At 53.6% G+C, this 25749-nt stretch carries 26 protein-coding genes, 1 tRNA gene and 1 riboswitch; of the genes, 6 read left to right on the top strand and 21 right to left on the bottom strand.

Annotation, left to right across the window (positions count from 1 at the left end; translation table 11 throughout):
- Position 1: 1 nt before the first annotated feature.
- Positions 2–1171: a D-alanyl-D-alanine carboxypeptidase family protein gene (locus tag ACZ5RI_RS09555; protein WP_464511917.1), complete on the bottom strand. Its 1170-nt coding sequence runs from the start codon at positions 1169–1171 to the stop codon at positions 2–4.
- Positions 1172–1239: 68 nt separating this feature from the next.
- Positions 1240–2160 (bottom strand): septal ring lytic transglycosylase RlpA family protein, encoded by a 921-nt coding sequence (locus tag ACZ5RI_RS09550; RefSeq protein ID WP_464511913.1) that lies wholly within the window; start codon positions 2158–2160, stop codon positions 1240–1242.
- Between the two features lie 226 nt (positions 2161–2386).
- Here ACZ5RI_RS09550 and ACZ5RI_RS09545 point away from each other — a divergent pair.
- A tRNA-Ser gene (locus tag ACZ5RI_RS09545) sits at positions 2387–2474 on the top strand.
- 141 nt (positions 2475–2615) lie between these two features.
- Here the strand turns inward: ACZ5RI_RS09545 and ACZ5RI_RS09540 are convergent.
- Both ACZ5RI_RS09540 and ACZ5RI_RS09535 read right to left on the bottom strand, forming a co-directional pair.
- Positions 2616–3251: a phosphatase PAP2 family protein gene (locus ACZ5RI_RS09540; RefSeq protein ID WP_464511910.1), complete on the bottom strand. Its 636-nt coding sequence runs from the start codon at positions 3249–3251 to the stop codon at positions 2616–2618.
- Between the two features lie 192 nt (positions 3252–3443).
- Positions 3444–3782, bottom strand: coding sequence for a hypothetical protein (locus ACZ5RI_RS09535; RefSeq protein WP_464511904.1), 339 nt, complete (start codon positions 3780–3782; stop codon positions 3444–3446).
- A gap of 184 nt (positions 3783–3966) precedes the next feature.
- Between ACZ5RI_RS09535 and ACZ5RI_RS09530 the strand changes: the two genes are divergently transcribed.
- Positions 3967–4788, top strand: coding sequence for an NAD(+)--dinitrogen-reductase ADP-D-ribosyltransferase (locus ACZ5RI_RS09530; RefSeq protein WP_464511900.1), 822 nt, complete (start codon positions 3967–3969; stop codon positions 4786–4788).
- Here the strand turns inward: ACZ5RI_RS09530 and ACZ5RI_RS09525 are convergent.
- The 7 genes from ACZ5RI_RS09525 to ACZ5RI_RS09495 form a co-directional block, all read right to left on the bottom strand.
- Positions 4785–5342 carry a gamma-glutamylcyclotransferase family protein gene (locus ACZ5RI_RS09525; RefSeq protein WP_464511896.1) on the bottom strand — a complete coding sequence of 186 codons (558 nt, stop codon included), beginning with the start codon at positions 5340–5342 and terminating at the stop codon, positions 4785–4787. The genes ACZ5RI_RS09530 and ACZ5RI_RS09525 overlap by 4 nt on opposite strands.
- A gap of 9 nt (positions 5343–5351) precedes the next feature.
- Complete coding sequence (gene anfO / locus ACZ5RI_RS09520; RefSeq protein WP_464511891.1) at positions 5352–6044, bottom strand: Fe-only nitrogenase accessory protein AnfO; 693 nt, start codon at positions 6042–6044, stop codon at positions 5352–5354.
- 22 nt (positions 6045–6066) lie between these two features.
- A complete protein-coding gene (gene anfK, locus ACZ5RI_RS09515; protein WP_464511887.1) occupies positions 6067–7455 on the bottom strand; it encodes a Fe-only nitrogenase subunit beta in 1389 nt (462 codons plus the stop codon).
- 11 nt (positions 7456–7466) lie between these two features.
- A complete protein-coding gene (anfG, locus tag ACZ5RI_RS09510) occupies positions 7467–7817 on the bottom strand; it encodes a Fe-only nitrogenase subunit delta (protein ID WP_464511883.1) in 351 nt (116 codons plus the stop codon).
- Positions 7818–7822: 5 nt separating this feature from the next.
- Positions 7823–9391: a nitrogenase iron-iron protein, alpha chain gene (anfD, locus tag ACZ5RI_RS09505; RefSeq protein ID WP_464511879.1), complete on the bottom strand. Its 1569-nt coding sequence runs from the start codon at positions 9389–9391 to the stop codon at positions 7823–7825.
- A gap of 114 nt (positions 9392–9505) precedes the next feature.
- Positions 9506–10333: a nitrogenase iron protein gene (nifH, locus tag ACZ5RI_RS09500; protein ID WP_464511873.1), complete on the bottom strand. Its 828-nt coding sequence runs from the start codon at positions 10331–10333 to the stop codon at positions 9506–9508.
- Between the two features lie 360 nt (positions 10334–10693).
- A complete protein-coding gene (locus ACZ5RI_RS09495) occupies positions 10694–12370 on the bottom strand; it encodes a sigma 54-interacting transcriptional regulator (protein ID WP_464511870.1) in 1677 nt (558 codons plus the stop codon).
- A 178-nt stretch (positions 12371–12548) separates the two neighbouring features.
- Here ACZ5RI_RS09495 and ACZ5RI_RS09490 point away from each other — a divergent pair, with 178 nt between their 5' ends.
- Positions 12549–13301 (top strand): pyridoxamine 5'-phosphate oxidase family protein, encoded by a 753-nt coding sequence (locus ACZ5RI_RS09490; protein WP_464511865.1) that lies wholly within the window; start codon positions 12549–12551, stop codon positions 13299–13301.
- 44 nt (positions 13302–13345) lie between these two features.
- Here the strand turns inward: ACZ5RI_RS09490 and ACZ5RI_RS09485 are convergent, their stop codons facing one another.
- The 9 genes from ACZ5RI_RS09485 to ACZ5RI_RS09445 form a co-directional block, all read right to left on the bottom strand.
- On the bottom strand, positions 13346–14470 hold the full coding sequence (locus ACZ5RI_RS09485) for a substrate-binding domain-containing protein (RefSeq protein WP_464511861.1): 1125 nt from the start codon (positions 14468–14470) through the stop codon (positions 13346–13348).
- Between the two features lie 192 nt (positions 14471–14662).
- A complete protein-coding gene (locus tag ACZ5RI_RS09480; RefSeq protein WP_464511857.1) occupies positions 14663–15589 on the bottom strand; it encodes a DUF1848 domain-containing protein in 927 nt (308 codons plus the stop codon).
- 49 nt (positions 15590–15638) lie between these two features.
- Complete coding sequence (gene arsB / locus ACZ5RI_RS09475; protein ID WP_464511853.1) at positions 15639–16667, bottom strand: ACR3 family arsenite efflux transporter; 1029 nt, start codon at positions 16665–16667, stop codon at positions 15639–15641.
- 8 nt (positions 16668–16675) lie between these two features.
- Positions 16676–17524, bottom strand: coding sequence for an arsenic resistance N-acetyltransferase ArsN2 (gene arsN2, locus ACZ5RI_RS09470; protein ID WP_464511848.1), 849 nt, complete (start codon positions 17522–17524; stop codon positions 16676–16678).
- Between the two features lie 40 nt (positions 17525–17564).
- Entirely contained in the window at positions 17565–17939 is a 375-nt protein-coding gene (locus ACZ5RI_RS09465; RefSeq protein WP_464511844.1) for a putative zinc-binding protein, read from the bottom strand.
- 4 nt (positions 17940–17943) lie between these two features.
- Complete coding sequence (locus ACZ5RI_RS09460) at positions 17944–18180, bottom strand: thioredoxin family protein (protein WP_464511840.1); 237 nt, start codon at positions 18178–18180, stop codon at positions 17944–17946.
- Between the two features lie 11 nt (positions 18181–18191).
- On the bottom strand, positions 18192–19178 hold the full coding sequence (locus ACZ5RI_RS09455; protein WP_464511836.1) for a permease: 987 nt from the start codon (positions 19176–19178) through the stop codon (positions 18192–18194).
- A 53-nt stretch (positions 19179–19231) separates the two neighbouring features.
- A complete protein-coding gene (locus ACZ5RI_RS09450; protein ID WP_464511832.1) occupies positions 19232–19537 on the bottom strand; it encodes an ArsR/SmtB family transcription factor in 306 nt (101 codons plus the stop codon).
- A gap of 86 nt (positions 19538–19623) precedes the next feature.
- Positions 19624–20508: a LysR family transcriptional regulator gene (locus tag ACZ5RI_RS09445; RefSeq protein ID WP_464511827.1), complete on the bottom strand. Its 885-nt coding sequence runs from the start codon at positions 20506–20508 to the stop codon at positions 19624–19626.
- 315 nt (positions 20509–20823) lie between these two features.
- Here ACZ5RI_RS09445 and ACZ5RI_RS09440 point away from each other — a divergent pair, with 315 nt between their 5' ends.
- Both ACZ5RI_RS09440 and ACZ5RI_RS09435 read left to right on the top strand, forming a co-directional pair.
- Positions 20824–21819: a zinc-binding dehydrogenase gene (locus ACZ5RI_RS09440; protein ID WP_464511823.1), complete on the top strand. Its 996-nt coding sequence runs from the start codon at positions 20824–20826 to the stop codon at positions 21817–21819.
- Between the two features lie 26 nt (positions 21820–21845).
- Entirely contained in the window at positions 21846–22940 is a 1095-nt protein-coding gene (locus ACZ5RI_RS09435; RefSeq protein ID WP_464511819.1) for an NADH:flavin oxidoreductase/NADH oxidase, read from the top strand.
- 361 nt (positions 22941–23301) lie between these two features.
- Here the strand turns inward: ACZ5RI_RS09435 and thiC are convergent, their stop codons facing one another.
- Positions 23302–25128: a phosphomethylpyrimidine synthase ThiC gene (gene thiC / locus ACZ5RI_RS09430; protein WP_464511814.1), complete on the bottom strand. Its 1827-nt coding sequence runs from the start codon at positions 25126–25128 to the stop codon at positions 23302–23304.
- Positions 25119–25228, bottom strand: a riboswitch (TPP riboswitch). It overlaps the preceding gene by 10 nt.
- Positions 25229–25342: 114 nt before the next feature.
- Here thiC and ACZ5RI_RS09425 point away from each other — a divergent pair.
- Positions 25343–25735 (top strand): hypothetical protein, encoded by a 393-nt coding sequence (locus ACZ5RI_RS09425; protein WP_464511810.1) that lies wholly within the window; start codon positions 25343–25345, stop codon positions 25733–25735.
- Positions 25736–25749 lie beyond the last annotated feature (14 nt).

Below are 25749 nucleotides of genomic sequence, written 5' to 3'. Positions count from 1 at the left end.
ATCAATGCTTGCCAAACAGACCGGTGAAACCCATCCGGATCCGGCTAAAAATACCGCCATGCGAAACATCTTCAGCGGCATAGACCGGCACCTCAAGCGAGGAGCCCGGTGCAGTTACCACCAATGTGCCAACCTGCTGCCCCTTGGTAATCGGCGCCATCAGCGGCTTGTTATAGTGCAAGGCCACTTTCATCTGCGACCGGTTTTCGACTGGCAGCATCACACTGAGCGCCTTGCCCGCCGTGACCGGCACCTTGCTTTCCGAGCCGCCCCATACCTCGAGATTGTCGATCACCTCGCCCTGCTTGAACAGCGGATAACGGCGAAACTCCATATAGGCCAAGTTCATCACCTTGGCGGCTTCTTCGCCACGGCGGTTTTCGGCCAGCAGATCGCCTTTGCGCGGGTCCATCTTATCGAGATCAGGATAGCGCAGGCCGTTCAGCACCAGAATGAGCCGTTCGCCATTCACATTGGCCGAGGCCACCACGCCATAGCCCGCCGCATCGGTATGACCGGTTTTCAGGCCATCTGCGCCATGAAACTTAAACAGGAACATATTGCGGTTATGCTGCTGAATATTGTTCCAGGTGAAGCTCGGCTCACTGAAGAAGTGGTAGTAGGCCGGATAATCCTGGTTCAGATGCCGCGCCAGTACCGCCAGATCATAGGCCGACATCATCTGGCCAGCCGGATCAGGCAACCCGTCGGGATTGACAAAATGCGAGTTTTTCAGACCCAGCTCTTTGGCGCGCTGGTTCATCATGGTGGCGAAATTTTCCATGGTGCCGCCCAAAGCCTCGGCCACCGTCATACAGGCGTCGTTACCAGACTGAATGATAATACCGCGGATCAGGTTTTCCACCGTCACCCGGCTGCCGACCTGCACAAACATGCGCGAACCCTGGGTGCGCCACGCCCGTTCCGAAACCAGGAAGGTATCGTTCAGTTTGACCCGACCATCTTTGAGGCGTTGGAACAAAAGCTCCAGCGTCATCAGCTTGCTCATCGATGCCGGTGGCATCGGGGCAAAGCCGTCCTTCTGCCACAGCACCTGACCGGTATCGGCATCCATCAGCACGGCATGTTCGGCAACCGTGTCTATTTGGGCAGCCGCAGGGGCCGCCAAAAGGGCAAAAACCGACAGGAAAAGCAAAAACCAACGTCGCATTACGTACTCCAAAAGATCACGACCAGAAGAAAGATTACCCCAATGCCCCGACGAATGATTGTTAAGACTTATTGATCAACAACAATCTGTGCGTCCTGACTGCCGGAAGCCATCACACGGCTCAACGCAGCTTCAGCATCGCTATCCTGATCAAAGGGGCCAAGACGCAGGCGATAGATCGTCGTATTGCCATGCATGACAGGATAAATCTGCACCCCGGCGCCCAGTTTAAACATCAGACGGCGGGCGTTTTCATGATTGGCGAAGGCACCAACCTGCACATACAAATGGGTCGTAGCAGGCACCGGCACCTCACTCACCTGCCCGGTCGGATGGGGCGCGGGGGGCGGCGGCGCAGCCTGTGCCACGACTTTGGGCGGGGCCTGATGGCTGGGGGCAACTTTGGCCCCCGGCACAGCATCCAGCCCACTGCTTTCGATCTTACCTTGCGGGGCAGCCTTGGCAGCGGTCGCAACGCCGACCGGCGTGGTATCGGCCGGTTTACCGTTGATGTCGGCCACATCAAGATAGGTGACACGTACCCTGGTCACGCCCTGCTGATGGAACCCCAAAAGTTGGGCAGCATGTTCAGAAACGTCGATGATGCGCCCTTTGGCAAAGGGGCCGCGGTCGTTGACACGCAGCACCATTGATTTGCCGTTCTCCAGATTGGTCACCCGAACATTGACCGGCATCGGTAAGGTGCGATGAGCCGCGGTCAGATCGCCAGCATCATAAACTTCGCCATTGGCCGTGGTTTTGCCGTAGAAGCCCGGCCCGTACCACGAGGCCACGCCGGTTTCATCGTAATCCGGCTGCTCTTGCGGGTAGTACCAGGTGCCGCCGATCTGATAGGGCGCACCGACCTTGTACACCGCAGCAGGTTTGGGCGCATGCACCGGCGGCGCAGGGGGCGGAGCCGTCTGGCAACCCGCCACCAGAGCACAGACAAATGAGACAACTGCTAATTGCTGTCGCGCGCGACTCATATCTTCCACCATGGCCCTATTGCTAAACGATGGCAGCTGCGAGCGCAAAGCGCAAAAACGTGTAAGTGCCTGTTTTGGAACCGAACCAAGGCCCAAAAAGCCGCAAGCCCGCCCCGTATTTGCCCCCGAACTTCCCAGGCAAGCCACACCAATTACGAAGAGTGTCACCCAAAACTGTAAAGACGCTTGACGACATTCACACTATCGGGCATTGCACCGTTAACGCGGATGGGTGGCCGAGCGGTTTAAGGCACCGGTCTTGAAAACCGGCGAAGGGAAACCTTCCGTGGGTTCGAATCCCACCCCATCCGCCATTATTTTATAATAACGTATTGATTCGGCGAACATCTGCTTGAGGAAAAGCTGGTACGGCCCTGCCCGACTATCAGGTTACCACCACTCAGGATGAACTTCGGCACCCCGGCTTACTGGAAATACCGGACATAATCGCAGGACTAAAGCCCCTCACGGGGAAGGTTCCTATTACGGGGAAGCCACACTTTTCCCGTGATGACGCCTGTTGAAATGCCGACGAATGCACCGCCGATAACATCACTGACGAAATGCCAGTCACCCAGCACCAGCAAAGCCGCTGCGATGGCAAGTAACGTCGATAACGGTCCGCGGCTCTTGCGGTAGAGCTGCATTAAAACACCGGCAAAAGCTCCCGCCAGAGCCATATGCCCGGATGGAAAGCTGCTCTTGGGTGAGCCTTGCAGAAAATGAAATGCATGCACAGCACCGCCCACCACCTCAGTCGGTGTCGGCACGCCGAAAAACATCTTCAGAACCAGTGAATTGACCGCATACGCACAAACGGAGCTAATGCAGGCAAGTGCGACAGCCTTCCCTAAAAGGGGAAGGCGCCCACGGACCGCATATATGCACCACAGCACCAAAGCAATAAAGGCTTCTGCCGACACAAGGACCATACCGCCTAACCCGGCCGACACCGTGCCGAGATGCCTTGTATAGGGGAAAACCACCCGCGCGATGGTGGTATCAAATTTCAGGAAAAACAGCACCCCGGAACAGGCGCAGACCACAGCCCACAGCAGAAAGTTTCGGGCGCTTTGAAATAGTCCGTTCATATGAAACACGCGCTAACCACGACTTTCATTCTGTTGCAGGCAACAAATCTGGCATTCTTTCGCCACGGGATCAAATTAACCTTCCTGCATATCTGCCTAATCAGCCGATCCTTACAAAAAGCGCCCGGATGGTAGTGCCATCCAGGCGCAAACATAATCATCGCAAACGGATGCGGTGTAGCCACCCCGGTGTCAAGCAGGGACTTCTGACAAAATGATTTCCTCAAGATACTTAGTCCAGGCGCGCTTGGCGGCCCGCACCGCATTGGGTTTCCGGGCACAATCACCGGATAATTTAGGCAACGTACCCAAAAGATCCGGTGTAACCTCTGCCAGCTGCCAGCCCCACCGCACTTTGCCGCTGCCCGAACGGACGGATTTGACCTCGCCCATGACTGTTTTGGCAAAACAATCCAAGCCATTTGAGGTTTTCGCCCCAGGCTTTGCACCGTAATACCCCCTCACTTCGCCTGTCGGTAAGGTTTCCCACCACAAGGGGCTAGCGATCGCAGTCAGATTAATTTTGTCCATAAACTTTCCTTTGGTTCACGCCAGCCGGTATTCGTCTGCCAGCGTGTTAGGCGCAGACCATACCATACCAAGCGTGACTTTGGCATAGGGCTCTCGGTTTCCACCACATAGTGACCTTAAAGTGCCCTTACCTCGCGTCACGGTGTACCGTTGATGGCTTCGCCTTCGCGTGGCACGATGGCGTATGGTTTTACCGCTTGGACACAGAGTCAATCAGGTTGGCATTGCGACCAATCATCTTGGCAGCCCGGATTTCAATGCCGTGCCCAGCGCCATGCACATTGCCAGCACGCGCGAGACCAACAGCAAGCTTTTTGAGATGCTGGATTTTTCCGACAGCCTAAGCGATGCCGCCGAGGCGTTCTACAAATATATGTCGGCGGTGTATGGCCTTGAGGCGGAACAGGCTGCCGAGGATGCGCAGGCGCACAGCAAAGAACGCCAGACCAAACCGTTCCGCTCGAGCTTCTTACGCCTGCTGGTCGGCTGGGGCTATGACTCCAATGGGCCTGAAGGGGCAGTACTGAAAAGCTGGGTTGAAAGCCGTTTCGGCCTGGTGCCCACTTTCCACAAGGACATGATCTGCGATTTTGCCGACACCGCCTGGATGGACTATGTCGCCGAAAAGATGATGACGCCCTTCCATGGCAATTCGATCTTAAGCCAGCTCGACCTGCTTTATGAATATTGCCAATGGGCGATGGCGCAATATGTCACAAACGGGCAAAGCCATCTGACGCTTTATCGCGGCGTCAACAGCTTTGATGGCCATCAGGTTGTCGAACATATCGACCGACAGACTGCCGTGGCAAGGCTCAACAATCTGGTCTCGTTCACCGCCGACCGCGAGATGGCGGATTGCTTCGGCGAAACCGTGCTGACGGTTGAAGTGCCGGTTGCCAAGATCGCCTTCTTCAACACGCTACTGCCATTTTATCCGCTCAAAGGCGAAGGCGAATATCTCGTCATCGGCGGCAATTATCGCGTCCATATCAACCGTATTTAGCAGGCACAGCTTGCCGCCGACATGAGCAGACGATCCGCATCCTCGGTCTTCGGAACGACATAGCGTGCCAACTGAGACGGGACTGCCCGCAACCGTGCAATATACTCCGTCGGTAACGCCTGTTCCTCGGCCCCGGCCAAAATATATGCAAGATATTCAGTGCTGGGTGGGCGCGGTTCGCCCAGAATATCTTTGCGGTAGATCAACACCGGATAAACCTTGCCGTCTAATCCGATCACCTCGGCAGGCGAATGAAAATACCGCCCGGAGCCATCCAGCCGCACCCCCTGCCAGGCATCAAGCCGGTCTAGTGCCGAGTGAGATAATTCATAAACCACCCCAAGGACACGCTCGCCGGGGGCGATAATCACGGTTTCCTCGCCACCATCCCAACGTTGGCTATGACCGAAGAAATCCAGCCGATACCCTGAAAGTCGGGCGACAGCTACCTTTTTGCATCCCCGACAGCGAATAGCCATCTGCGCCGGATTCATATTGCTGCCATAGGCAAAATAGAGAATTGGTTTGGCAAGATGGATGCGACCCTGAGCCATATTCCACTCCTATTGATTAGGAAAGATCTGTACCCGCAGCCCCGTGCCGGTTGCGTCAATATCTGCCCGCAGATTAAGATCAGTAAGCTTTTGAGAAAACCAGCGCGGCAAGTGATCACATAGAATTTCCAGCCAGGCGAAGTTGCCAGCTTCAAGCAGCGGAATCAGAATTTCCCGGGAATTTAGCGCCGGATGTGCTGCCAATGCCCCGGACAGATCAATGCGCCAGCCACCATCCCCGACCGGGTCCGCCGCCACGGGCACCACGGGTGTGCACTCATCCGCCATACCAATAGTGCGGCGACCACCACCACACCCCGAACCACAGAACGTCGCCTGCGGCACCGTGGCTTGTACATTGGCAGCGGCCTGCCGCTTAATCTCCAGCGCGGCAATTTCATCGAGCAGTGCTTTTGCCAACCCATGCGAGCGCCAGCTGTGAAAACCCAACTCGTCTTCCAGAATGGAATACAATAAGCCGCGCGATTCACTGGCCAGGAAAACGCGGCAATCTTCTAACCGCAGTGCCAGTGATTGCACCGCACGCTTCACATCTGCCAAAGACATGTCCGAGGTAATGGCAAAGTCAAAAACTTTATGGCTCTGCCACCCCTCAGGCGTTTGGGTGAAGAGAACCACTGCCCCTTCACCATAGGGCGAGGCGACCATGCCGTTGCTATCAACATAAACCGCGATTTTCATCTCGCCACCCCTAACTTCAGCCCTACCAGACGTTCAGCAGCCATTCGCGATCTTTTTTGTATTCCATGTCGGTGAACAGCGCATTGGCCATCTGCTCGGCCAGCCAGATTGCCCCGCCATAACCGACAACAGGATGACGGAACATGCCAGCACGGTCATACGTGGGGAAACCAACCCGCACCATCGGAATGTTATAGTCGATCGAGATGAAACGTCCTTTGGAATGGCCCAGGATCAGATCCAACTCGAGCCCCTTGTTCTTGATCCGATCTTCCAGTTCCCAGAAGTCAGCATTGGTGATGACTTCCATGTCGTAATCGACATTTTCTTTTAGCGCTTTGACGCGGGGATCATCGCCATAGTTGGGGTTATCATCCCCAAGCAGCACCAGCATCGGCTTCATTTCCAGATCCAGGCAAAATTCCGCCAGACCAATCGCCAGATCCGGATTGCCATAGATCGCAACCTTTTTATCCGCCAGAAACATATGAGACAGATCGGTCAACGCATCGAGTGCAATACCACGTTTCTTGACCAACGACGCCGGAATAGGCTTGCCCGTCATTTTCTTCAAGTTTTGCAGGAAAGTATCCGTATTGCGAATGCCAATAGGGGTAGGCCCGATGATAGTCGGCATTTTGAAGGTTTTCTCAAGATACTGCGCCGCCTTGCCACCCTCATAACGGTTAAGCGCAATGGTACCGGAAGCATTTCCGGTATCTTTAAGGTCTTCGATCGTGGTGCCGCCATGAGAGAAGGCTTCGCCTTCCGGCATAATCGGCGAGTCAAACTCTTCAATCTCAAACAGCACGGTGGCGTCGACTTCCATCTCAGCAAGCAGAGATTTCAGTTCCTTGACATCGCCAGGATTGACCCAACCGGTAATCAGATTGATCTTATTGTTTGGCTCAGTCTTTTCGGCGAAGCGTTTGACGAAATCACGCACCGCAACGTCGTAACCCGAAACCATCGAGCCAACGAAGCTGGGGGTATGAATTGCCATCAGGTATACTTCACGATTGGGATACTTTTCTTTCAGCAGCCCCTCTTCCAGCTTGGTGACCACACCATCAACATCATCACCGATCACCTCGGTTGAACAGGTGGTGATGATCGGAATTAGCCGGATATGGGGGTAACGGGCGAGCAGAACATCAATGCCCTCCTCGACCCGACCGCAGGCCCCGAACACCGCACCATCTTCGTGTACCGAAGATGAGGCAATTTCAAAGCTTTCTTTCAAATGCTGCGAGATCAGCAAGCGAACAAACATCACGCAGCCCTGACCACCATGCACAATACCGGTGCAGTCCTTGATGCCAATGCTGGCATACTGCGCCCCTGCCGGCTGGCAGGTGAAGATCGGATTAATGACACCGACCCGGTCTTTTCCTTTTACTTCGCAGGACATGGAAATATTCCTTAGTAATGTTGCACAGTCAGTTCTTCGTTGAGCGATCCGTCGATGGTGAGCCAATCCATGCGCTTATGCACTTCCGCCATCAAAGCCTTGACCGCATCCTTACTCATCTGGGCAAGCCACGGGAAACGTAGTTGATACGCGCGCACCAGACAGACCGCATCAACCCAATAGCAGCGCTCCTGCAAGGTCGGGTTTTCTACCGGCTCCTCACACAAAATCTGTGTCGCCTTGCCCAAAATTCCGGCGTTTTGGTTTCGCCGGTCCCAGCTACGGGAATTGAACTGCCACAGACAGTTTTTCATGATGTAATCGACCAACTGGTCCATTTTATCTTTTGTATCTTCATCCATGGCACTTACTCCGCCGCCTCGGTTGTTACGGTAAGATCGAATGCCGGATAGGTTTTCTCACGCAGATGGGTGACGCAGTCTAGCTTGCCACTATATTCATGCCGTGTCGGGTCGTTTCTGATTTCATCCGGCAGGTTGACATCCGATAGCATCCGACGGGTGACAAAACCCTGATCGGTGGAAATCTCATCCTGGCTGATATCAAGCCCGGACAATTGATGCAGTGGCGAATACACCGCATTGTAAATATCTCGGGCAAAGCGTACCCAGCCTTCGTAGCCCTTATAAGGGCCATTATGATAGGCATGGGCATTCAGATAGGGTACACGCATCTTCTTGGCGATTTCACCGGGACGCTTACCGGTAAAAATCACATCCGGTTTCAGCATCCGTAAGGCTTCCTGGCCTTCGAGTTCATTAGGATCGTCAATCGCCAATGCGCCTTCGCTACAACGCGAGATCCCCTTTTCCATATCCCCCTGATGGCCAAACTTAGTATATACCGAAACGACCTTAACACCCATTTCAGCTTCAATGGCATGGGCCCAGTGCCATAGCTTGGAACCACCCGGCCATAAGCAAACGCGTTTGCCTTTAAGACGCTCTTTGTACCAATCCAGTTCGGGCTTCCAGCGTGCCGTTTCCTCGGCAATAATTTTCTCTGCTCGGTCTTCGATACCGAAAAATAGCCCAATCTTGCGTAGCGAATTGCTTAGGTTTTCAAAACCGAACCCGTCGATATCAAGGCGCGGAATGCCATAGCGCTTACGCAGTTCGTCACAAATATATTCAGCAGAACGGGCACATTCGAGCACATTAAGCTTGGCCCGGTGCATACCACGCAGGTCATCATATTTGCCATTACCGGTGAATGTTGACAGAACCTGAATACCCATGCGGCTGAAGAAATCGATCATGATTTCCTGATCGCCCTGAATATTATATTCACCAACATAATTGATAACGTAATCGCTGGTGATCTCAGGTTCTACCGTACCAACCTTCTGTGTCAGCCAGGCAATATTGATTTTATGGTGACCGCCCGACTGGCTTGGCCCGGCAAACCCCGGCGAGTTACAAACAAAGATGTCGACCTCCGGCATCTCCTCCATGACTTCCTGAGCAATAGCTTCAATATCATCACCGATCAGCGCCGTGGCACAGGTTTGATAAATTGTCATGCGCTTAATTTCGGGAAATGATTTAAACGCTTCAATGATGTTTTGTTTCAGCATTTTTTCAGCGCCAAAGACGATATTTTTTTCTTTTACGTCAGTGGCAAACGTGTATTTCAGCTGAAAATTATTGTTATCGCTGATGTAGCGTTTGGTCTGCCATGTGTCATAGGTGCAGCCAACCGGTCCATGGCTCATGTGAATAACGTCTTTCATCGGCGTGCCGATGACGTGCTTGGCACCGCAATACGCGCAGCCACGTTCCGAAATCGTTCCCGGAATGGTATTAAGATACCCCTTCGGTAAACAAGACGTCAGATCCTCATCGGCACCCTTGATTACCGCATGTTGTTTTCGTTCCGGAATAACCTTACTGCAGTCAAACAAATGATAAGGCATAATTCTCCTCCACCCGGCAGTCCATGCGGAACCGGTCATCAAAATCAAATACCAATCAGCATTTCATCGGTTGCGAGCGCCAGCCTGACAGATCAAACTGACGCTCTAACCTGGTCAGTCAGCGATGCCGTACTTGACAACCATCTTTTCGAGTTCGTCCATCGCCATTGGCTTTGGAATAACGAAGTTTTCGTTTTCGATGATCTTTTGCGCCAGAATTTTATACTCGTTAGCCTGATTGACGTTTTCGTCATATTCAGCAACGGTTTTTTTATTAAATTCGGCTTTTTGTACGATGTTATCGCGTGGTACGAAATGAATCATTTGGGTACCAATGGCCGCGGTGAACTCATCGAGGAATTCTCTTTCTCCATCCACATTGCGGCTGTTGCAGATGATACCGCCCAGGCGCACACCACTCTGTTTGGCGTATTTCACCAGCCCCTTACAAATATTGTTGGCTGCATAGACAGCCATCATTTCGCCCGAGGCAACAATGTAGACTTCCTGTGCCTTGCCATCGCGGATTGGCATAGCAAAGCCACCACAGACAACGTCACCAAGCACATCAAAGAAGATAAAGTCGAGGTCATCCGTGTAGGCACCATTGCCTTCCATCAGATCAATAGCGGTGATCACCCCGCGCCCTGCGCAACCGACACCCGGTTCCGGGCCGCCGGATTCAACACAGCGGATATTTTCATACCCGGTCTTGACGACCTTCTCGAGGGTAACTTTCTCAGCCCCGTACACCCGTAATGTATCCATTACGGTTTCCTGCGGCTTACCGCCCAGAATAAGGCGGGTCGAATCCGCCTTGGGGTCGCAGCCATGGATAAAAACATGCTTGCCATGGAAATGGGCTAAGGCGGCAGCGGTGTTCTGGGTTGTGGTGGATTTGCCGATCCCGCCCTTTCCATAAATAGCAACTTTACGAGTCATTCTTCGATCTCCCTTGCGATACTGACGACGACGGGATGATCCATCATCCTGACTATCTGATCGCAAAGGCCATGCCAGATTGTGACGCGGCTATATGGTCACGATTATTGTGCTCTGTAGTCACCGAAATATACGCAGGCTGTATCTATCGTCAGATTATAATATCGTTTTTGCCGTAGAAGGTAAAAAGACGGTTGCGGGACCTGCTACATCCGAGATAAGGAATGCCCCATTCGGATGATGGATAAATTTAACAGATAATGAAATTCCGATGTTTTTTTACCGCAAATGAAAATTCTGGCGACGGCATAAATAACCAGAAACGCCCCGACGTGGCCGGGGCGTTTCTTATGCACGAGATTATTTGCTAATGTCTGCAGTGCGAAAAGATTTATAGGTAATATTATAACGATCCATCCGCACGCCCAGTGATCGACGGGTAAGGCCAAGTTCACGGGCGGCCTCGCCAATATGGCCGTTGGTATTTTTCAAAGCCTCAACAATCATTTCATACTCGACCGAGCGCAGCTTGGATTCCAGACTAACACCAAAGGCCGTACCACTTTCGGCTGATGTTTGTAGCGATGGCGGTAAATTGTAGCTATGAATAACATCATCATCCGCTAGCAGCACCGAACGCTCAATAACATTTTCCAGTTCGCGGACATTTCCCGGCCAATGATAGCTCATCAGCATATTAATTGCCGGTGTTGATATACGCTTGACAGATTTGTTATTTTCCTTAGCAAAAGCTGTAACGAAATAGTCCGCCAGCGTAATCACATCACTGCCACGCTCACGAAGTGGCGGCACGATAATGGGAAAAACATTCAAGCGGTAATACAGGTCCTCGCGGAAGGTGCCTTTATCAACCATTTCAGCCAGGTTTCGATTGGTTGCCGCGATAATGCGAACATCAACCTTGACCGGCTTGTTACCACCGACACGTTCGAACGTTTTAAGCTGGAGCACACGCAGTAACTTTGCCTGCATCGAAAGTGATAATTCCCCAATTTCATCAAGGAATATCGTGCCGCCATCAGCCATCTCAAACCGGCCCTTACGCATAATGACCGCGCCAGTAAAGGCACCTTTTTCGTGACCGAACAGCTCGCTTTCTGCAATACTTTCCGGCAGAGCGGCACAGTTGAAACTGACGAACGGACCATCTGCATTGCTGCCGTTATAATGTATGGCGTTGGCAACCAGCTCTTTGCCGACACCGCTCTCGCCCAGAACAAGTACAGTGGTTTTGGCCCCGGCTACTTTATATACAAGATCATAAACATCCTGCATCGGCTTAGAATTGCCCATGATATTGGAGGGTCGAAAACGCTCCTTCAAAACGTTTTTCAAACGGCGGTTTTCATTTTCTAACCGGACTTTTTCGAGATTTTCCATCATATAGAGTTCGGCAGCCGGCGCGATAATCGCAGCGATCATCGATAGGATTTCGACATCCTGTTTAAGCAGCCGTGGATTCATATAGTGGCGTTCGGCCCCAATTGTTCCAAGCACCTTATGGGCATGCATGATGGGAATGCAGAAGAACGCTGCTTTGCGATGTCCTTTGCGGGCCAGGGACCCAGTTTTATCAGCAAAATAGGCATTATCGCGTGGCTCATGCACAATGATCGTGCTGCCGGTTTCAACAACCCGGCCAGTAATACCCTCACCGGGAGCATAGATGCCGCGACTTTTCTCCTCCTCGGTTAGGCCAAAACTGTCATGGATGAAGATTGTGCCACTGCCGCGATCGTACAGCGTAACCATGCCACACAGCATCTTCATCTGCTGTTGCATGACACTGAGGATTACGGGCAAAGATGCCGCAAGATCTGCATTGTCGATGATAATCTGGCTGATACGATAGAGTATCGGCAGGACATTGACACGGCACTCTCCCGTGAAACAATGACCGAACTCGCTATCGAATTCGCCTATATTGCCGATGTCGTAGACGGGGGTAGAAATCTCACCACCACCTTTCGCTTCCGGGCGAATTGCCCATCTGCACACTTGCAAATTCAAGGCCATTTACCATTAGTACAATTTACCTTACCCGCTTCGAAATGTTTGTAGGTATATCAAGCACATAGCGCGTTATAAGCGACATTGTCGTTTATATGCGTCTTGATTATTTATCAGGCAATGGCGCGTAGAATTTACCCAAACAACCAAAAGTTATTTTGATAGCAATTTTCAAAATTTCAAATTGCGTGAAATAATAGCCCGTTCACCAATCATTTTGGCACTTTTCTTGCGGCAGACAGATCGAAAAAACAATCAGGATGGTTTTATTATGTCCTCTGACAGACTAAATGCCGAAGCCCCCAGCGAACGCACCCGTTGCCAGCGATATGCCTGGCAGGCACAATATGATCGGGCGACAGTTACCGCCATTCTCGATGCTATACCGATGGCCTACATCGGCTGCAATATGAACGGGGTACCATTTGTAACCCCAACTTTCTTCTGGCGCGAAGGAGATCGGGTTTACTGGCATGGTTCCAAAGACGGACGAATGTTTAAAGCGCTGCCTCAACAAGACATCTGTTTCACTGTGGCATCGTATGACGGGCTTGTGGTGGCGCGTTCGGCCTATAACTTCAACTGTAATTACCGCTCGGTCATGCTGCTGGGCCGGGCAGAGCTGATCGAGGACGATACTGTAAAAGAGGAAAAGCTGCGGCGTTTTGTCAACGGCTTAATCCCTAACCAATGGGAACGCCTGCGCCCGGTTCATAAGCATGAGATTAAGGCAACCGCCGTTGCATCACTTTCTATTGCGGAGGCCTCCTGTAAAGTCCGCGTCGGCCCACCACTTGATGATGAGGAAGACTATAACTTCCCGACCTGGGCCGGGGTTATTCCAATCCAAAACCTGGTTTTGCTGCCAGAGCCGGACCCGCGCAATCTGCCTGAAGTCCCTATGCCCGATGATATACTCAAATATCGGATTGGATAAACGACACAGCAGTATTTACATCGCACGGACAATGCCAGCATAACTTATAATGTTGGCATTGCCGATAATATTTGTCCCGCCGATACGGCTTCGCATCCGTTACACAGCTCCAGCTCACGCCGAAAACTTGCCCGATGAAGAATGTCTATCATCTCGATGATTTCCGGCAAATTGACGGTCGTTTTCTGCATAACAAGCGAACAATGCCGCTGTGATAATGGGATAAAATCCAACCCGAAGGCTTTCGCGGCCTGCCGCGTCGTAATGCAGCCATCAGCCTTACGCATATGAACATGCCAGGCCGCCGGCATATGGCCCTGTATAACATGATTATAACCATTAATACGGTCGCGCTTTTTCACACTATTAAGGGCTTCATCAAGTAGCATACGGCACCGCGTTCCCGGCTCACGATTAATAATCATTACATCAGAACGGATGAAGTCATCGATTGTTGCGATATGCTTAGGGTTTCCTGCCGCAACGGCAATGCCTTCCTGCGCCGAATAAAATCCGATAATCGACATGTTGCGTAAGTCGGTCCGACTAAGCTTTGCCCCCTCCATCTGGTCACGCTCAGAAGATACGCAATGATATGCAATATGGGTAAGACCGTGACGCAGCAGATCAAACGGATTACTGTTCAGCTTATCGATTGTAATAAGATCAATCCCCGACAGTTGCAGATGGTGACCAAGCACCTGAAAGGCCGGATCGTCGCCAGAAACCAACAATCGCTTGCGTGTGCGATCCGTCTGCGGAAAGGTCTGCACCTTTACCGTTGCTTTTTTTGCGGGCTCCATACCAACCACGACACCGTCCGGGGGATGACGGAAATCACGCGATGTTGCCAAATCCGTAGCAATAAGGCGCTTGCCAACTTTCACCAGATGAACCGGCTGCCCCACCTCTGCCATTGCCGCCCCAGGCAGAACATGGGCTGTATCACAATTACTGAGCTCGTCTTCTAGGCTGTTCAGGAAAAACAAATCTTCTACGGCAACACAGAATGCTGCAGACAGCTTCAATGCCACCAACGTGTTGGGGATATAGCTACCGGCTTCTATGGCATAGACCGTCTGGCGGGTTACCCCGATCAATGCGGCCGTCTGGGAAACGGTCAAACCACGCTGCTTGCGTATAAAAGAAAGATTATTCTGAACTTTCATGAATCTATCCAGCTGTCGTATACCGAACCGTAGCCCTTACCACAAACAGCAAGTGGACCACACACCAATTTGTCGCTTATCAGTATGATATGTCTTTTAAATACGTCAAGTATTGCTATCCACCCTATGCCATTTTGCCACGTTGTACGGCATAGATTTATCCTGCATGCCAGCAAAACACCTCCTAAACGCCTAAAATAACAGCGGCTGCGTGTCGGCATAGCACGCCAGGTCGGCATCACGCACAACATCCGCCTTTCCGATTGTTCCAATCAGCAAAGGTGAATTCGGATCATGCAGAGCCCAGTTTCGCCGGACAGCTTCCTGATTGTAATTGGCATAGCAGTACAAACAGCCGTGCAGACATGTGTTGTAAGCACCGATATCGCGGCTGGGATAACAGGCGCATTCGGCACGATTGGCTTTTGCGTGGATGTTTTTTAATCCGGCGCCCACGGCTTTTTCCAACACCGACTTTGCAAGACAGCCGGACATATCGACACCATAACCGCGCAGATCGGCAGCTTCGGCGCACGTTTTGATGGCAATGTGGTAACGCGCAGCGATTGCCACCAGAGCCTCGGCCAGGCGGATCTTATCCTCTGCACTGACTGCAAGAATACCGGGAAAGTTCCGCTTGGTCTTCTGATAGAGGCTGATAAAGCTGATAACACAGACATCGGTGTAACCCGATAAGGCTTGTGCCATCTTTTCAAACGCTGCCAGATGAGCGTTAAAATCGTAGCGGCCATGGAAAAAGATCGGATCATAGCGCCAGCAAACCCGATGCGCGCCGTATTTTTCCGAAAGAATTCGAAAATCCCGGATCACCTGATCAGGGTGCGGTACATGGGGTTCGATATCCCGACCATAAGGCGTGATGGTGACAAACCAATAACTCGAAAACGCATCAAGCTCGGCCAGATGGGGTAACATCGGTCGTGGGTTCTTGGTGCAGAATAACAAACAATCGACAACATCTGGGGCCAGCCGATACCGTGTGATCTGACTGGGATAATAGGGATTGCGCACGCAAACCGATCCCTGATGGATGCGGCTCAGAAACCAAGGGCTGAAAAAAGCCGGAATATCGGTTCTTGCACCAGAATTAATCAGCATCCGTCATCAGCATTTTGTGTCACACCAGCCCTGTTACACGCTGGAGGGATCAGTGATATCCCGCCTCATACCAACGACGACTGCGGTTCACAATCCAGACGACGGTGAGCATCACCGGCACTTCGATCAGCACACCGACAACTGTGGCCAGCGCCGCGCCGGAATGAAAGCCAAACAGACTGATAGCGGCGGCTACTGCCAGCTCGAAGAAATTTGAGGCCCCGATCAGGCTGGAAGGCCCCGCCACACAATGTTTTTCACCCACCGCACGGTTGAGCAGATAGGCGATACCGGCATTGCCATAAACCTGGATCAGGATCGGTACGGCCAGAAGCGCAATAACCATGGGCTGTGCGAGTATCTGTTCGCCCTGAAAGCCAAACAACAGCACCAGCGTGGCCAAAAGGGCAACCAGCGATACCGGCCCCAGCGCATGTTGCAAGCGGGTTAAAGCCCCCGCCCCACCCGTTGTCAGCATCAGACGGCGCAGAATTTGTGCCACCAGCACCGGAATAACAATGTAGAGCAAGACCGACAGGGCCAAAGTATCCCACGGGACACGGATGCTCGACAGCCCCAACAACAATCCGACGATCGGCGCAAAAGCCACCACCATGATGCTGTCATTCAGTGCCACCTGTGACAGGGTGAAATGCGGCTCGCCCTTACACAGATTTGACCAGACGAATACCATCGCGGTGCAGGGTGCCGCCGCCAGCAGAATAAGACCCGCAATATAGCTGTCAATTTGTGCGGCAGGCAGCAGAGGGCGAAACAGATAGCCGATAAACAGCCACCCCATCAGCGCCATAGAAAACGGCTTAATCGCCCAGTTGACGATTAGCGTTACCCCGATACCGCGCCAATACTGCCCGACAGTGCGCAAAGCGGCAAAGTCAATTTTCAGCAACATCGGAATGATCATTAGCCAGATTAATACCGCAACCGGCAAATTGACCCGCGCCAGTTCGGCCGCACCGATCAGTCGAAAAACACTTGGTAGAAGCTGGCCAAGTACGATTCCGGCCCCAATACACAGGGCGACCCAAAGGGTAAGATAGCGCTCAAATTTTGACATGATGGTTCCTAAAATCCGATATTGCGGCAAAGCAATTTCGCACTGACCGGGCATAGCCCTTGCGCCTGCCGGGTCGAAAGGATACTTTGTGGCGCCGCATCGCGTGCAACGGGTTTAAAGCCGATCATCTCAAAGTAATCGGCAGCCGAAATGGTAAGCAACCATGCCCGCCGCGCCCCGGCCAGAAACGCCCGATAGAGCAGCAACGCGACAAGATTGCGGCCAACCGCCTTGCCACGCAACGCTTCGGGTACGACAATGGAGCGGATCAGAGCATCGTCACCATAGCCTTCAAATCCACCATACCCGGCCAATGTACCACCCAGTGTATGATAGGCATAAAAAGAGCGCCCAGCCTCGCCAAGATCATCAATCGGCAATGCAGCCTGTTGTAATGCAGCGGTAAAACCGGCATCACTTCCCCCAATCAGGCGATCACGCAGGAAAGGCGCACCATCTTCTTTACTGAAATCAACGCCCGGCAGTTTCGGCAAAAGATCGAGCACCACATCGGATGGGCGGCACAAGCGCACCGCATTCCCCGTATCAACCAGCGGGCGGTTGATCAGAATAGGATGAGCCAGCATTGCGCTGATAATATCCGCATCGCTGACATCAGGTTTATCCAGACCAAGCTCTTTATACGGTGCTTCTTTTTTACGTAGAACATCACGCGGCGTAAGCCCGGCGCGGGTAATCAGCGAACGCAACACATCCGTCGAAGGTGGGGTTTGCAGATAAGAAATGATGGTCGGCTCGCCCCCCGCGCGGCGGATCAATGCCAGCACATTGCGCGACGTACCACAGGCCGGATTATGATAGATAGTCATCGACTTTATATTTTTTTGCTCAATCATATAGTTCCCTCCAGATCGTTATGCACACCAGCCTAATGGCTTAAGCTAATAATATTTTTGCCTTTTCAACTACCGTAGTGATCGCTGCATCCGAAGCAGGCGACATTCCTTTATTCATACCAATATCTGCCAGACGGAGTGTGAGAAAGTTCACAAATCCCGCTGTTTGAAGTGTTTTGCTGGCACAATTCAGCGGGCACCCATCAATCGCAAGAATCTTTTCCGCAGCTCTGGTGTTGTGAATAATCGAGGCAACCATTCCACCCAGACCAGAAAGGCAGTACATCTTTCCAACCCCCTCCATATTCAATCCACGAGCTACCCGGTCAGAAATTTCACCAACATCGGCAGCACCAGAACAAGAAAATATAAGTTTTGATGATCTCGCGCATGCACAAGACTTTGCTTCAGACATTGGATTATCCTTTCAGCCAGCTATCGACATCATCTACCTTTGGCAGCCCACCGGCATGCACCACCTTACCATCAATGATAATGCCCGGCGTAGATGCGATACCGTATGACGCAATGGCGGCATAGTCGGTGATCTTTTCCAGTGTAATCGCAATGCCCAACGTCTCTGCCTGAGCTTTGATCATGTCCGCAGTCTGCGAACACCGGCAGCAGCCCGAGCCAAGCACTTTGACCTGTTTCATAATTCCACCCCTCAGAACAATATGTTGAACAGATAACCGACGAACAGAATTCCGACACCAACAACACTGACAAACACGGCAATCAGACGCAGACTGAGGACTTTGCGCAGGATAATAATTTCCGGCAGCGACATCGCAGTCACACTCATCATGAAAGCCAAAACCGTACCCAGCGCCGCCCCCTTTTCGATCAGGGCTTCAACCACCGGAATAATCCCGGCTGCACTGGAATACATCGGAATACCAAGGACCACAGCTGCCGGAACCGACCACCAGGCCTGACGCCCGATAATAGCCGCGAGCACGCCGGACGGCACATAGCCGTGGATGAAAGCCCCAACGGCGATACCCAACACAACCCAAAACCAGACTTTTCCGACAATGTCATGCAATGCCGTTATCCCTGCATGGATACGGTCCTCGACACTGTAGTGTTGCCGGGGGATCGGCACTTCGGCACTTCGCAAATTACGCACCCAATCCTGCAGCCAGCCTTCCAGCTTCAGCCGCCCGATTACCCAGCCGGACACAATCGCAACCGCCAAGCCAAAGACCAGATAGATCAGCGCCACTTTCCAGCCAACCAGTGCCAGCAGAAGCCCAAGCGCCACTTCGTTGACCATGGGCGACGCAATCAGAAAGGAAAAGGTCACGCCCAATGGCACACCGGCAGAAACAAAACCAAGGAATAAAGGAATTGCCGAGCAGGAACAGAACGGCGTCACGATGCCTAATCCTGCCGCAGCAATATTGCCGACACCTTCGCGCTTACCAGACAGTAAAGCTCGTGTGCGTTCTGCCGTAAAAAAGCTGCGCACCACCCCCATGGCAAAAACAATCAACGACAGCAGTAATAAAACCTTGGGGACTTCAAACAGGAAAAATGCCACCGCCGCATAAAGAGGCCCCGCATGGGACAACGGCAATAAGGATGCGAACCATTGTGCAACCGGCTCCAGTAACAGATAAACCACAACCCACAACAGGACCGCCGTCATGGCTCCCCATAACCAGACATTAGGTATTCTGCTGCAATAAAGGCGGATCGCACTCATGTCACTTTTTTCCTCCCAACGCTACCTGCCGCTGCAGCATAGATAACGGCATCGACGATTTTGCGAATCTGCGTCGGCAATTGTGAATTCTTGCGATAGCGCACCCACTGCGCATCGCGCCGGTCAGTCACCAGCCCAGCCTGTTTAAGCACCAGCATATGGCGCGACATGCGCGACTGAGTGGCATTCAATTTTTCCATCAGCTCGCAAACGCAATGCTCCTCTCCATCCCAGACCAGCAGTAACGCCCCCAGCCGGGTTGGATCGGACAGCGCCGACATCAGGTTTACAATCTCATCCATGCTTATTACTGCCTATGCGCATAAACGCATATACTGCATCTGAACCAGCTGCGCAATACGTTCAATGGTATATTTAAGTGAACCACCTACTCTGCCACAACAGCCTTTAAGCACCGCGACAGATAAGCAATGGTGCGTTCGGCCCTTTGCGGCAGCGGCCATTCGGAACGGTGAATAAGCCACAGCGTATCGACCACCGGCTTACCACATTCGACCACCCGAATGGCATCTGGCTTACCAAAAGCCTGCCGGGCATAACGCGGGATCACCGTGAACCCCAACCCAAGTGCCACCGGCTCCAGCAGCAATCCAATCTGATTGCTGAAACCGTGACATGGCAAACTGTGCACCCCCGGATTGCCGGGATAGCGGCGACGGAACAGTCGCGCAGCCATGGCCTGTCCGTCAGGATGGTCAATAAAGCCAAGCCTAGCGAGGTCCTGCCATGTACAGGGCTTTTCGTGGGCCGGCGCTACCAGCTCCAACGGCTCTTTACAGAATGGCCGGGCAGCCAGCCGTTCATCCTCCGGCTTATGTGTGACCAGACCGAACGTATAGTTCTTGCCCAGCACAGCCTCGATTACCTCCTGATCGGGGGCGAAACGATGGCGCATGATCAGTTCCGGATTAGATTTCTGCCAGGTCAGCAATAAAGGATAGAGATACAGACCGATGCTGCCCGGCGTGATCAGACTTACCTCGCCATAATCGGCACTTTCATCTGTCAGGCGGCAGTGCAGGCGACGGGTGGCCTGATCGACCTCGCTGCCATAGACCAGTAGCGCTTGCCCCGCCGGGGTCAGCTCGATCTGGCGTGGGCGACGGATGAAAAGCGCACCGAACTCCGCCTCCAGATGGCGAATTTGCTGACTAACCGCCGCCTGGGTCAGGCCCAGCCGTTGCCCGGCGCGGGTAAAATTGCCCACTTCCGCCAGCGTGATGAAGGTTTTAAGCCACTGCGGGTTTATCATAACGATATCTTATAGACACCATAACTTACAGATACTTCTTATTATAGCGCACAGTACGTATATTTGTCACGGTTACAAGATTACGGGTATTCAGACAGTCCCTCAATGGCACGACACAATTACATGCAGGCAGCAATGACATTCGCTGGCGAAAACAGGAATAAGGCCCCTCACTGGCAGCCCCATCTTATTGTGGACCGCGAACGGATTACGGGACAAAATCCGTTCGCGGACGAAGCACTGCTCACGCGTTACGGGCTTTTGCTCGCCCAATAACCGACGTGTCACAACACGCTTACGCGAACGGGACGCCCAATGCCGCCATCGAACGAAACTGTACCGCAAACCTATCCGGCCTGGACTTGGCACAACGGTGCCGAGGTGCGCGATCTGCGCTGTCAGGAAATTGCCCCACGACCGCTGAACCCCGGCGAAGTTTGGGTGAAGAACGCCGTCATCGGTTTAAACCCCGTCGACTGGAAAGTGCTTGGCCCAGCCCTTGGCTGGCAGCCGGGTCACGTTCCCGGTGTTGATGGTGCCGGTACGGTGGTGGCGGTGGCCGACGGTGTTCCCACGAAATGGTTGGGCCAGCGTGTGGCCTACCACCAAAGCCTGACGGCACACGGCAGTTATGCCGCCTATACCCCGATCCGGGCCGAGGTGTTGATGCGGCTGCCAAAGCCGCTCGACTTTACCGCCGCCGCCAGCTTTCCCTGCCCCGGCCTGACCGCCTGGCAGGCCATCGAAAAGATACCGGCCCCCGATGGGGCTGCGCTGCTGATCAGTGGGGCGGGTGGTGGCGTGGGTAATTATCTGGTGCAGTATGCCATGGCGCGGGGCTTTACCGTTACGGTGATGTGCAACCCACGGCATTGGGAACGGCTTGGTGCGCTGGGGGCATCGGCCTGCATTGCCGGTCCGCTGCCACAGGGGCAATCTTGGCAGCCCGAGGATGGTCTTTTTTATGCCGTCATCGACTGCGTAAGCGAAGACCATGCGGCCCGCCTTGCCCCGGCGCTGAAAGCCAATGGTCAGCTGGTTTGCATTCAGGGCCGTGTCAGTGGATGGCCCTGCCCCCCCTTTGAACGGGCCATATCGGCACATGAGGTGGCACTGGGCGCGCTCCATCAGCATGGTGACAGCGCCGCCTGGGCCCAGCTGACCGCCGATGGTGAAACCTTGCTGGCCTATATCGCCGTAGACCGCCTAGAACCGGAAACGCTGGAAATACGATCTTTTGCCGAATTGCCTGAACTGCTGCAAGCCCTCAAGCACCGCAGCTTCAGCGGTAAAGCCCTGATCCGATTGTGATTAAGCCCCCCCCGAAGGAGTAGAGTATGTCGGCAGTATTCACGCCGTTTAAACTGAAGGACGTCACGTTACGCAACCGCATAGCGGTGCCGCCCATGTGCCAATATATGGCCACCGACGGCCTGACCAATGACTGGCATCAGGTCCACTACGCCAGCCTCGCTCGTGGCGGGGCCGGTCTGGTTATCCTTGAAGCCACGGCCGTGGCGCCGGAAGGCCGCATCACCCCCGGCTGCCTTGGCCTGTGGAACGACGCCCAAATTGAAGGCCATGCTAAGATCGTCAAGGCGATCAAAGCTGCCGGTGCCGTGCCGGGCATTCAGATCGGCCATGCCGGTCGCAAGGCATCGGCTAATCTGCCGTGGGAAGGTGACGACCATATTGCCGAGGTGGACCCGCGCGGCTGGCAGACCATCGCCCCATCGGCGGTGGCCTTTGGCGCCAATCTGCCCAAAGTGCCCAAGGCAATGACTTTGGATGACATTACCCGGATCAAGGCTGATTTTGTTGCCGCTGCCAAGCGCGCCCGCGCCGCGGGGTATGAATGGCTTGAGCTGCACTTCGCCCATGGCTATCTGGCGCAGAGTTTTTTCTCACCCTATTCCAATCAGCGTACGGATCAATATGGCGGCAGCGCGGAAAACCGTGGCCGTTTCCTGATTGAAAGCATGGCAGACATTCGTAAAGTGTGGCCGGAGAACCTGCCCTTCACGGCCCGTTTCGGTGTTATTGAATATGACGGTCGCGACGAAGAAACCCTGACGGAATCGATTAATCTGGTCAAAAAGTTCAAGCAGACCGGCCTTGATCTGATCAGCGTCAGCATCGGCTTCAACACCCCAACGGCCAAAATCCCATGGGGCCCCTCGTTCCTCGCCCCGGTCGCCAAGCGCGTGCGCGATGAAGTGCAGATCCCGGTGGCCTCCGCCTGGGGCTTTGGTACGCCGCATGCTGCCGAGGCCAGCATTGCCAACGAACAGCTTGATGTCGTCATGGTGGGCAAGGCCCATCTGGCCAACCCGTTCTGGCCCTATTTTGCCGCGCGCGAACTCAAGATCGATAAGCCGAGCTGGGTGCTACCCGCCCCCTATGCCCATTGGCTTGAGCGTTACAAAGAATAACCGATTTAACGTCTAACTCCACCTTGCGGCGTCGGCCTTAAAAGCTGACGCCGTTTTTTTTTCGGATTATCCGTCTTACCATACCGAGGTTGCGGAGCCGTTCCCATCAGGCGGGCAGTCAGATCTGTACCACCGGAACCGCACACCGCGTCCGACGGCACAAGGTGCAGGCACCGGACAGGCACGACATTTGCCGCTGAGCATAAAATAGACAGAACTGTTCGGTGTTGTCAGCACATCCAGCATCAGCGCGATAGCAATCAGGCAGCCGATTGCCCACCATTGCCATTTTGGTATCATGTCACCCCTCCGCTGCCCGCAAGGTTACGCCCGGCAGCGGTGGGTGACAATAATCTGCAGCTTACACTTTGTTCAGGTAATCCTGACTGTAAATCTCGCTGCCTTTATCTTTAAATTCTTCCGACTTCTTTTCCATCGCCGCGCGGATCTGATCGGTAGACAAAAGGTCATTCGTCTTGCGGGCTTCGTCCTGCACTTCCTTGGAAATCCGCATCGAGCAGAATTTCGGCCCGCACATCGAACAGAAATGGGCAATCTTGGCCCCTTCGGCGGGCAGCGTTTCGTCGTGGAAACTTTCCGCCATTTCCGGGTCAATAGACAGGGCAAACTGATCGCGCCAGCGGAACTCGAACCGCGCTTTGCTCATGGCGTCGTCCCAGATCCGTGCCGCCGGATGGCCCTTTGCCATATCGGCCGCATGGGCAGCAATGCGATAGGCCACCACACCGGCACGGACATCATCACGATCCGGCAGGCCGAGATGTTCCTTCGGGGTGACGTAGCACAGCATGGCGGTACCGAACCAGCCGATCATCGCCGCACCGATGGCCGAGGAAATATGGTCATACCCCGCCGCCACATCAGTGACGAGCGGGCCGAGGGTATAGAACGGTGCCTCGTCACAGGCGGCAAGCTGGCGATCCATATTTTCCTTGATCTTATGCATCGGCACATGGCCGGGGCCTTCGATCATGACCTGCACATCGTATTTCTGTGCGATTTTGTTCAGCTCGCCCAGCGTATCGAGTTCGGCAAACTGCGCCGCGTCATTGGCGTCCGCAGTCGAGCCGGGGCGCAGACCATCACCCAGTGAAAACGCCACATCATACGCAGCCAGAATTTCACTGATTTCCTCAAAATGCGTGTAGAGGAAATTTTCCTTATGATGGGCCAGACACCACTTGGCCAGGATCGAACCACCGCGCGAAACAATGCCCGTGGTGCGGTTGATGGTCAGCGGAATATGCGCCAGACGCACACCGGCATGGATGGTGAAATAATCCACGCCCTGCTCGCACTGCTCGATCAGCGTGTCGCGATACAGCTCCCACGTCAGTTCTTCGGCGATACCACCGCATTTTTCCAGTGCCTGATAGATCGGCACCGTACCAATCGGCACCGGGGCATTACGGATCAGCCATTCGCGGATGGCGTGGATGTTGCGCCCGGTGGAAAGGTCCATCACGGTATCCGCGCCCCAGCGGATCGACCACACCATTTTTTCGACTTCTTCAGCCACACCAGACGCGACCGCCGAATTGCCGATATTGGCATTGATCTTGGTCAGGAAGTTGCGGCCGATAATCATCGGCTCGGTTTCCGGGTGGTTGATGTTGGCGGCAATAATGGCGCGACCACGGGCAATTTCCGACCGCACGAATTCTGGCGTCACCTCGTCCGGGATGGCGGCGCCGAATGACTGGCCGTCACGCAAGGCGCTGCGGCCGAGATTTTCGCGGACGGCAACGAATTTCATTTCTTCGGTAATGATACCGGCGCGGGCATAATGCATCTGGGTGACGCGGCGGCCTGCCTTGGCCCGCAAGGGTTTCAAACCATGGCGGTCAAACTGCGGCACCGCCACCGCCTCGCCCTCTTTCAGGCCGTTATCAAGATGATGGGGGGGGCGTCCGTCATATTCCTCGACATCACCACGGGCCAGAATCCAGTCCCGCCGCAGGGGTTTTAAGCCCTTTTCAATGTCGATCTCGGCGGCGGCATCGGTATACGGCCCCGAGGAATCGTAAAGCCGCACGGCAGGCTCGCCCCCGGACAGCGCCACCTCGCGAAACGGCACCCCGTTCACATAGATTTTTTGGGAGCCGGGAAAGCTGCCACGGGTGATCGACTGCTGGACTTCGGGTGCAATGGGAGCGTGCTTGTTCATAGCGCCTCTTCCTACGGCGGGATTAACCGCATCAGGTTCAAAGGGACCCGCGCCATTGCGATCTCAGCCCTGTTACTTCAGGGCGCCCCCGGACTGGGCCGATATTGACCGAGTTGTGAACTGTGTCAAGGGTATGACAAATGCAATCAGAAGATGTCGCATTGGAAGACCATACAAAACTTGTCAAAATATACCGTAGTAGCAGGAGATGGGCATGACAGTTCCCCATGCAAATATAGTAACAAAATGCGCTGGCATAATTGGCTGGTTATGGCTCGGGGGATGCGTGATCTTTATTCTCTGGCTGATGATATATTCTGCCAGATCCCAATTCATATCGCCGCGAATTTTCTTTGCTCTTGCCATCCCACCCGTGTGGCTGATTTGCTGGGCAAAACAGTATCGTACCAATCAGCTCACATCATCTGAAAAACAGGCTGCACCACGCCCCCAGTCATCACAACAAACGACTATAGCTGTGCAGAAGCTGGCGGCCGCAGTGTCCAGTACACAATCCGGCCATCAGGTGCGTTTGCAATCTTTTCCTGAAATTAAACTTGAACACGGGCTGACAATCCCGCCGCAGCATCATGCAGACAAAAAGTAAAATACAGACGGGGC

It is taken from the genome of Micropepsis pineolensis, assembly GCF_055392125.1.
The sequence above is the reverse complement of the archived record's forward strand: the minus strand, read 5'-3'. Positions and strand labels throughout refer to the sequence as shown.

What these genes read in the sequence shown, in the direction of transcription:
- ACZ5RI_RS09555 (WP_464511917.1), bottom strand. Translation starts at nt 1,171, where the DNA reads ATGCGACGTTGGTTTTTGCTTTTCCTGTCGGTTTTTGCCCTTTTGGCG.
- ACZ5RI_RS09550 (WP_464511913.1), bottom strand. Translation starts at nt 2,160, where the DNA reads ATGAGTCGCGCGCGACAGCAATTAGCAGTTGTCTCATTTGTCTGTGCT.
- ACZ5RI_RS09540 (WP_464511910.1), bottom strand. Translation starts at nt 3,251, where the DNA reads ATGAACGGACTATTTCAAAGCGCCCGAAACTTTCTGCTGTGGGCTGTG.
- ACZ5RI_RS09535 (WP_464511904.1), bottom strand. Translation starts at nt 3,782, where the DNA reads ATGGACAAAATTAATCTGACTGCGATCGCTAGCCCCTTGTGGTGGGAA.
- ACZ5RI_RS09530 (WP_464511900.1), top strand. Translation starts at nt 3,967, where the DNA reads ATGGTTTTACCGCTTGGACACAGAGTCAATCAGGTTGGCATTGCGACC.
- ACZ5RI_RS09525 (WP_464511896.1), bottom strand. Translation starts at nt 5,342, where the DNA reads ATGGCTCAGGGTCGCATCCATCTTGCCAAACCAATTCTCTATTTTGCC.
- anfO (WP_464511891.1), bottom strand. Translation starts at nt 6,044, where the DNA reads ATGAAAATCGCGGTTTATGTTGATAGCAACGGCATGGTCGCCTCGCCC.
- anfK (WP_464511887.1), bottom strand. Translation starts at nt 7,455, where the DNA reads ATGTCCTGCGAAGTAAAAGGAAAAGACCGGGTCGGTGTCATTAATCCG.
- anfG (WP_464511883.1), bottom strand. Translation starts at nt 7,817, where the DNA reads ATGGATGAAGATACAAAAGATAAAATGGACCAGTTGGTCGATTACATC.
- anfD (WP_464511879.1), bottom strand. Translation starts at nt 9,391, where the DNA reads ATGCCTTATCATTTGTTTGACTGCAGTAAGGTTATTCCGGAACGAAAA.
- nifH (WP_464511873.1), bottom strand. Translation starts at nt 10,333, where the DNA reads ATGACTCGTAAAGTTGCTATTTATGGAAAGGGCGGGATCGGCAAATCC.
- ACZ5RI_RS09495 (WP_464511870.1), bottom strand. Translation starts at nt 12,370, where the DNA reads ATGGCCTTGAATTTGCAAGTGTGCAGATGGGCAATTCGCCCGGAAGCG.
- ACZ5RI_RS09485 (WP_464511861.1), bottom strand. Translation starts at nt 14,470, where the DNA reads ATGAAAGTTCAGAATAATCTTTCTTTTATACGCAAGCAGCGTGGTTTG.
- ACZ5RI_RS09480 (WP_464511857.1), bottom strand. Translation starts at nt 15,589, where the DNA reads ATGCTGATTAATTCTGGTGCAAGAACCGATATTCCGGCTTTTTTCAGC.
- arsB (WP_464511853.1), bottom strand. Translation starts at nt 16,667, where the DNA reads ATGTCAAAATTTGAGCGCTATCTTACCCTTTGGGTCGCCCTGTGTATT.
- arsN2 (WP_464511848.1), bottom strand. Translation starts at nt 17,524, where the DNA reads ATGATTGAGCAAAAAAATATAAAGTCGATGACTATCTATCATAATCCG.
- ACZ5RI_RS09465 (WP_464511844.1), bottom strand. Translation starts at nt 17,939, where the DNA reads ATGTCTGAAGCAAAGTCTTGTGCATGCGCGAGATCATCAAAACTTATA.
- ACZ5RI_RS09460 (WP_464511840.1), bottom strand. Translation starts at nt 18,180, where the DNA reads ATGAAACAGGTCAAAGTGCTTGGCTCGGGCTGCTGCCGGTGTTCGCAG.
- ACZ5RI_RS09455 (WP_464511836.1), bottom strand. Translation starts at nt 19,178, where the DNA reads ATGACGGCGGTCCTGTTGTGGGTTGTGGTTTATCTGTTACTGGAGCCG.
- ACZ5RI_RS09450 (WP_464511832.1), bottom strand. Translation starts at nt 19,537, where the DNA reads ATGGATGAGATTGTAAACCTGATGTCGGCGCTGTCCGATCCAACCCGG.
- ACZ5RI_RS09445 (WP_464511827.1), bottom strand. Translation starts at nt 20,508, where the DNA reads ATGATAAACCCGCAGTGGCTTAAAACCTTCATCACGCTGGCGGAAGTG.
- ACZ5RI_RS09440 (WP_464511823.1), top strand. Translation starts at nt 20,824, where the DNA reads ATGCCGCCATCGAACGAAACTGTACCGCAAACCTATCCGGCCTGGACT.
- ACZ5RI_RS09435 (WP_464511819.1), top strand. Translation starts at nt 21,846, where the DNA reads ATGTCGGCAGTATTCACGCCGTTTAAACTGAAGGACGTCACGTTACGC.
- thiC (WP_464511814.1), bottom strand. Translation starts at nt 25,128, where the DNA reads ATGAACAAGCACGCTCCCATTGCACCCGAAGTCCAGCAGTCGATCACC.
- ACZ5RI_RS09425 (WP_464511810.1), top strand. Translation starts at nt 25,343, where the DNA reads ATGACAGTTCCCCATGCAAATATAGTAACAAAATGCGCTGGCATAATT.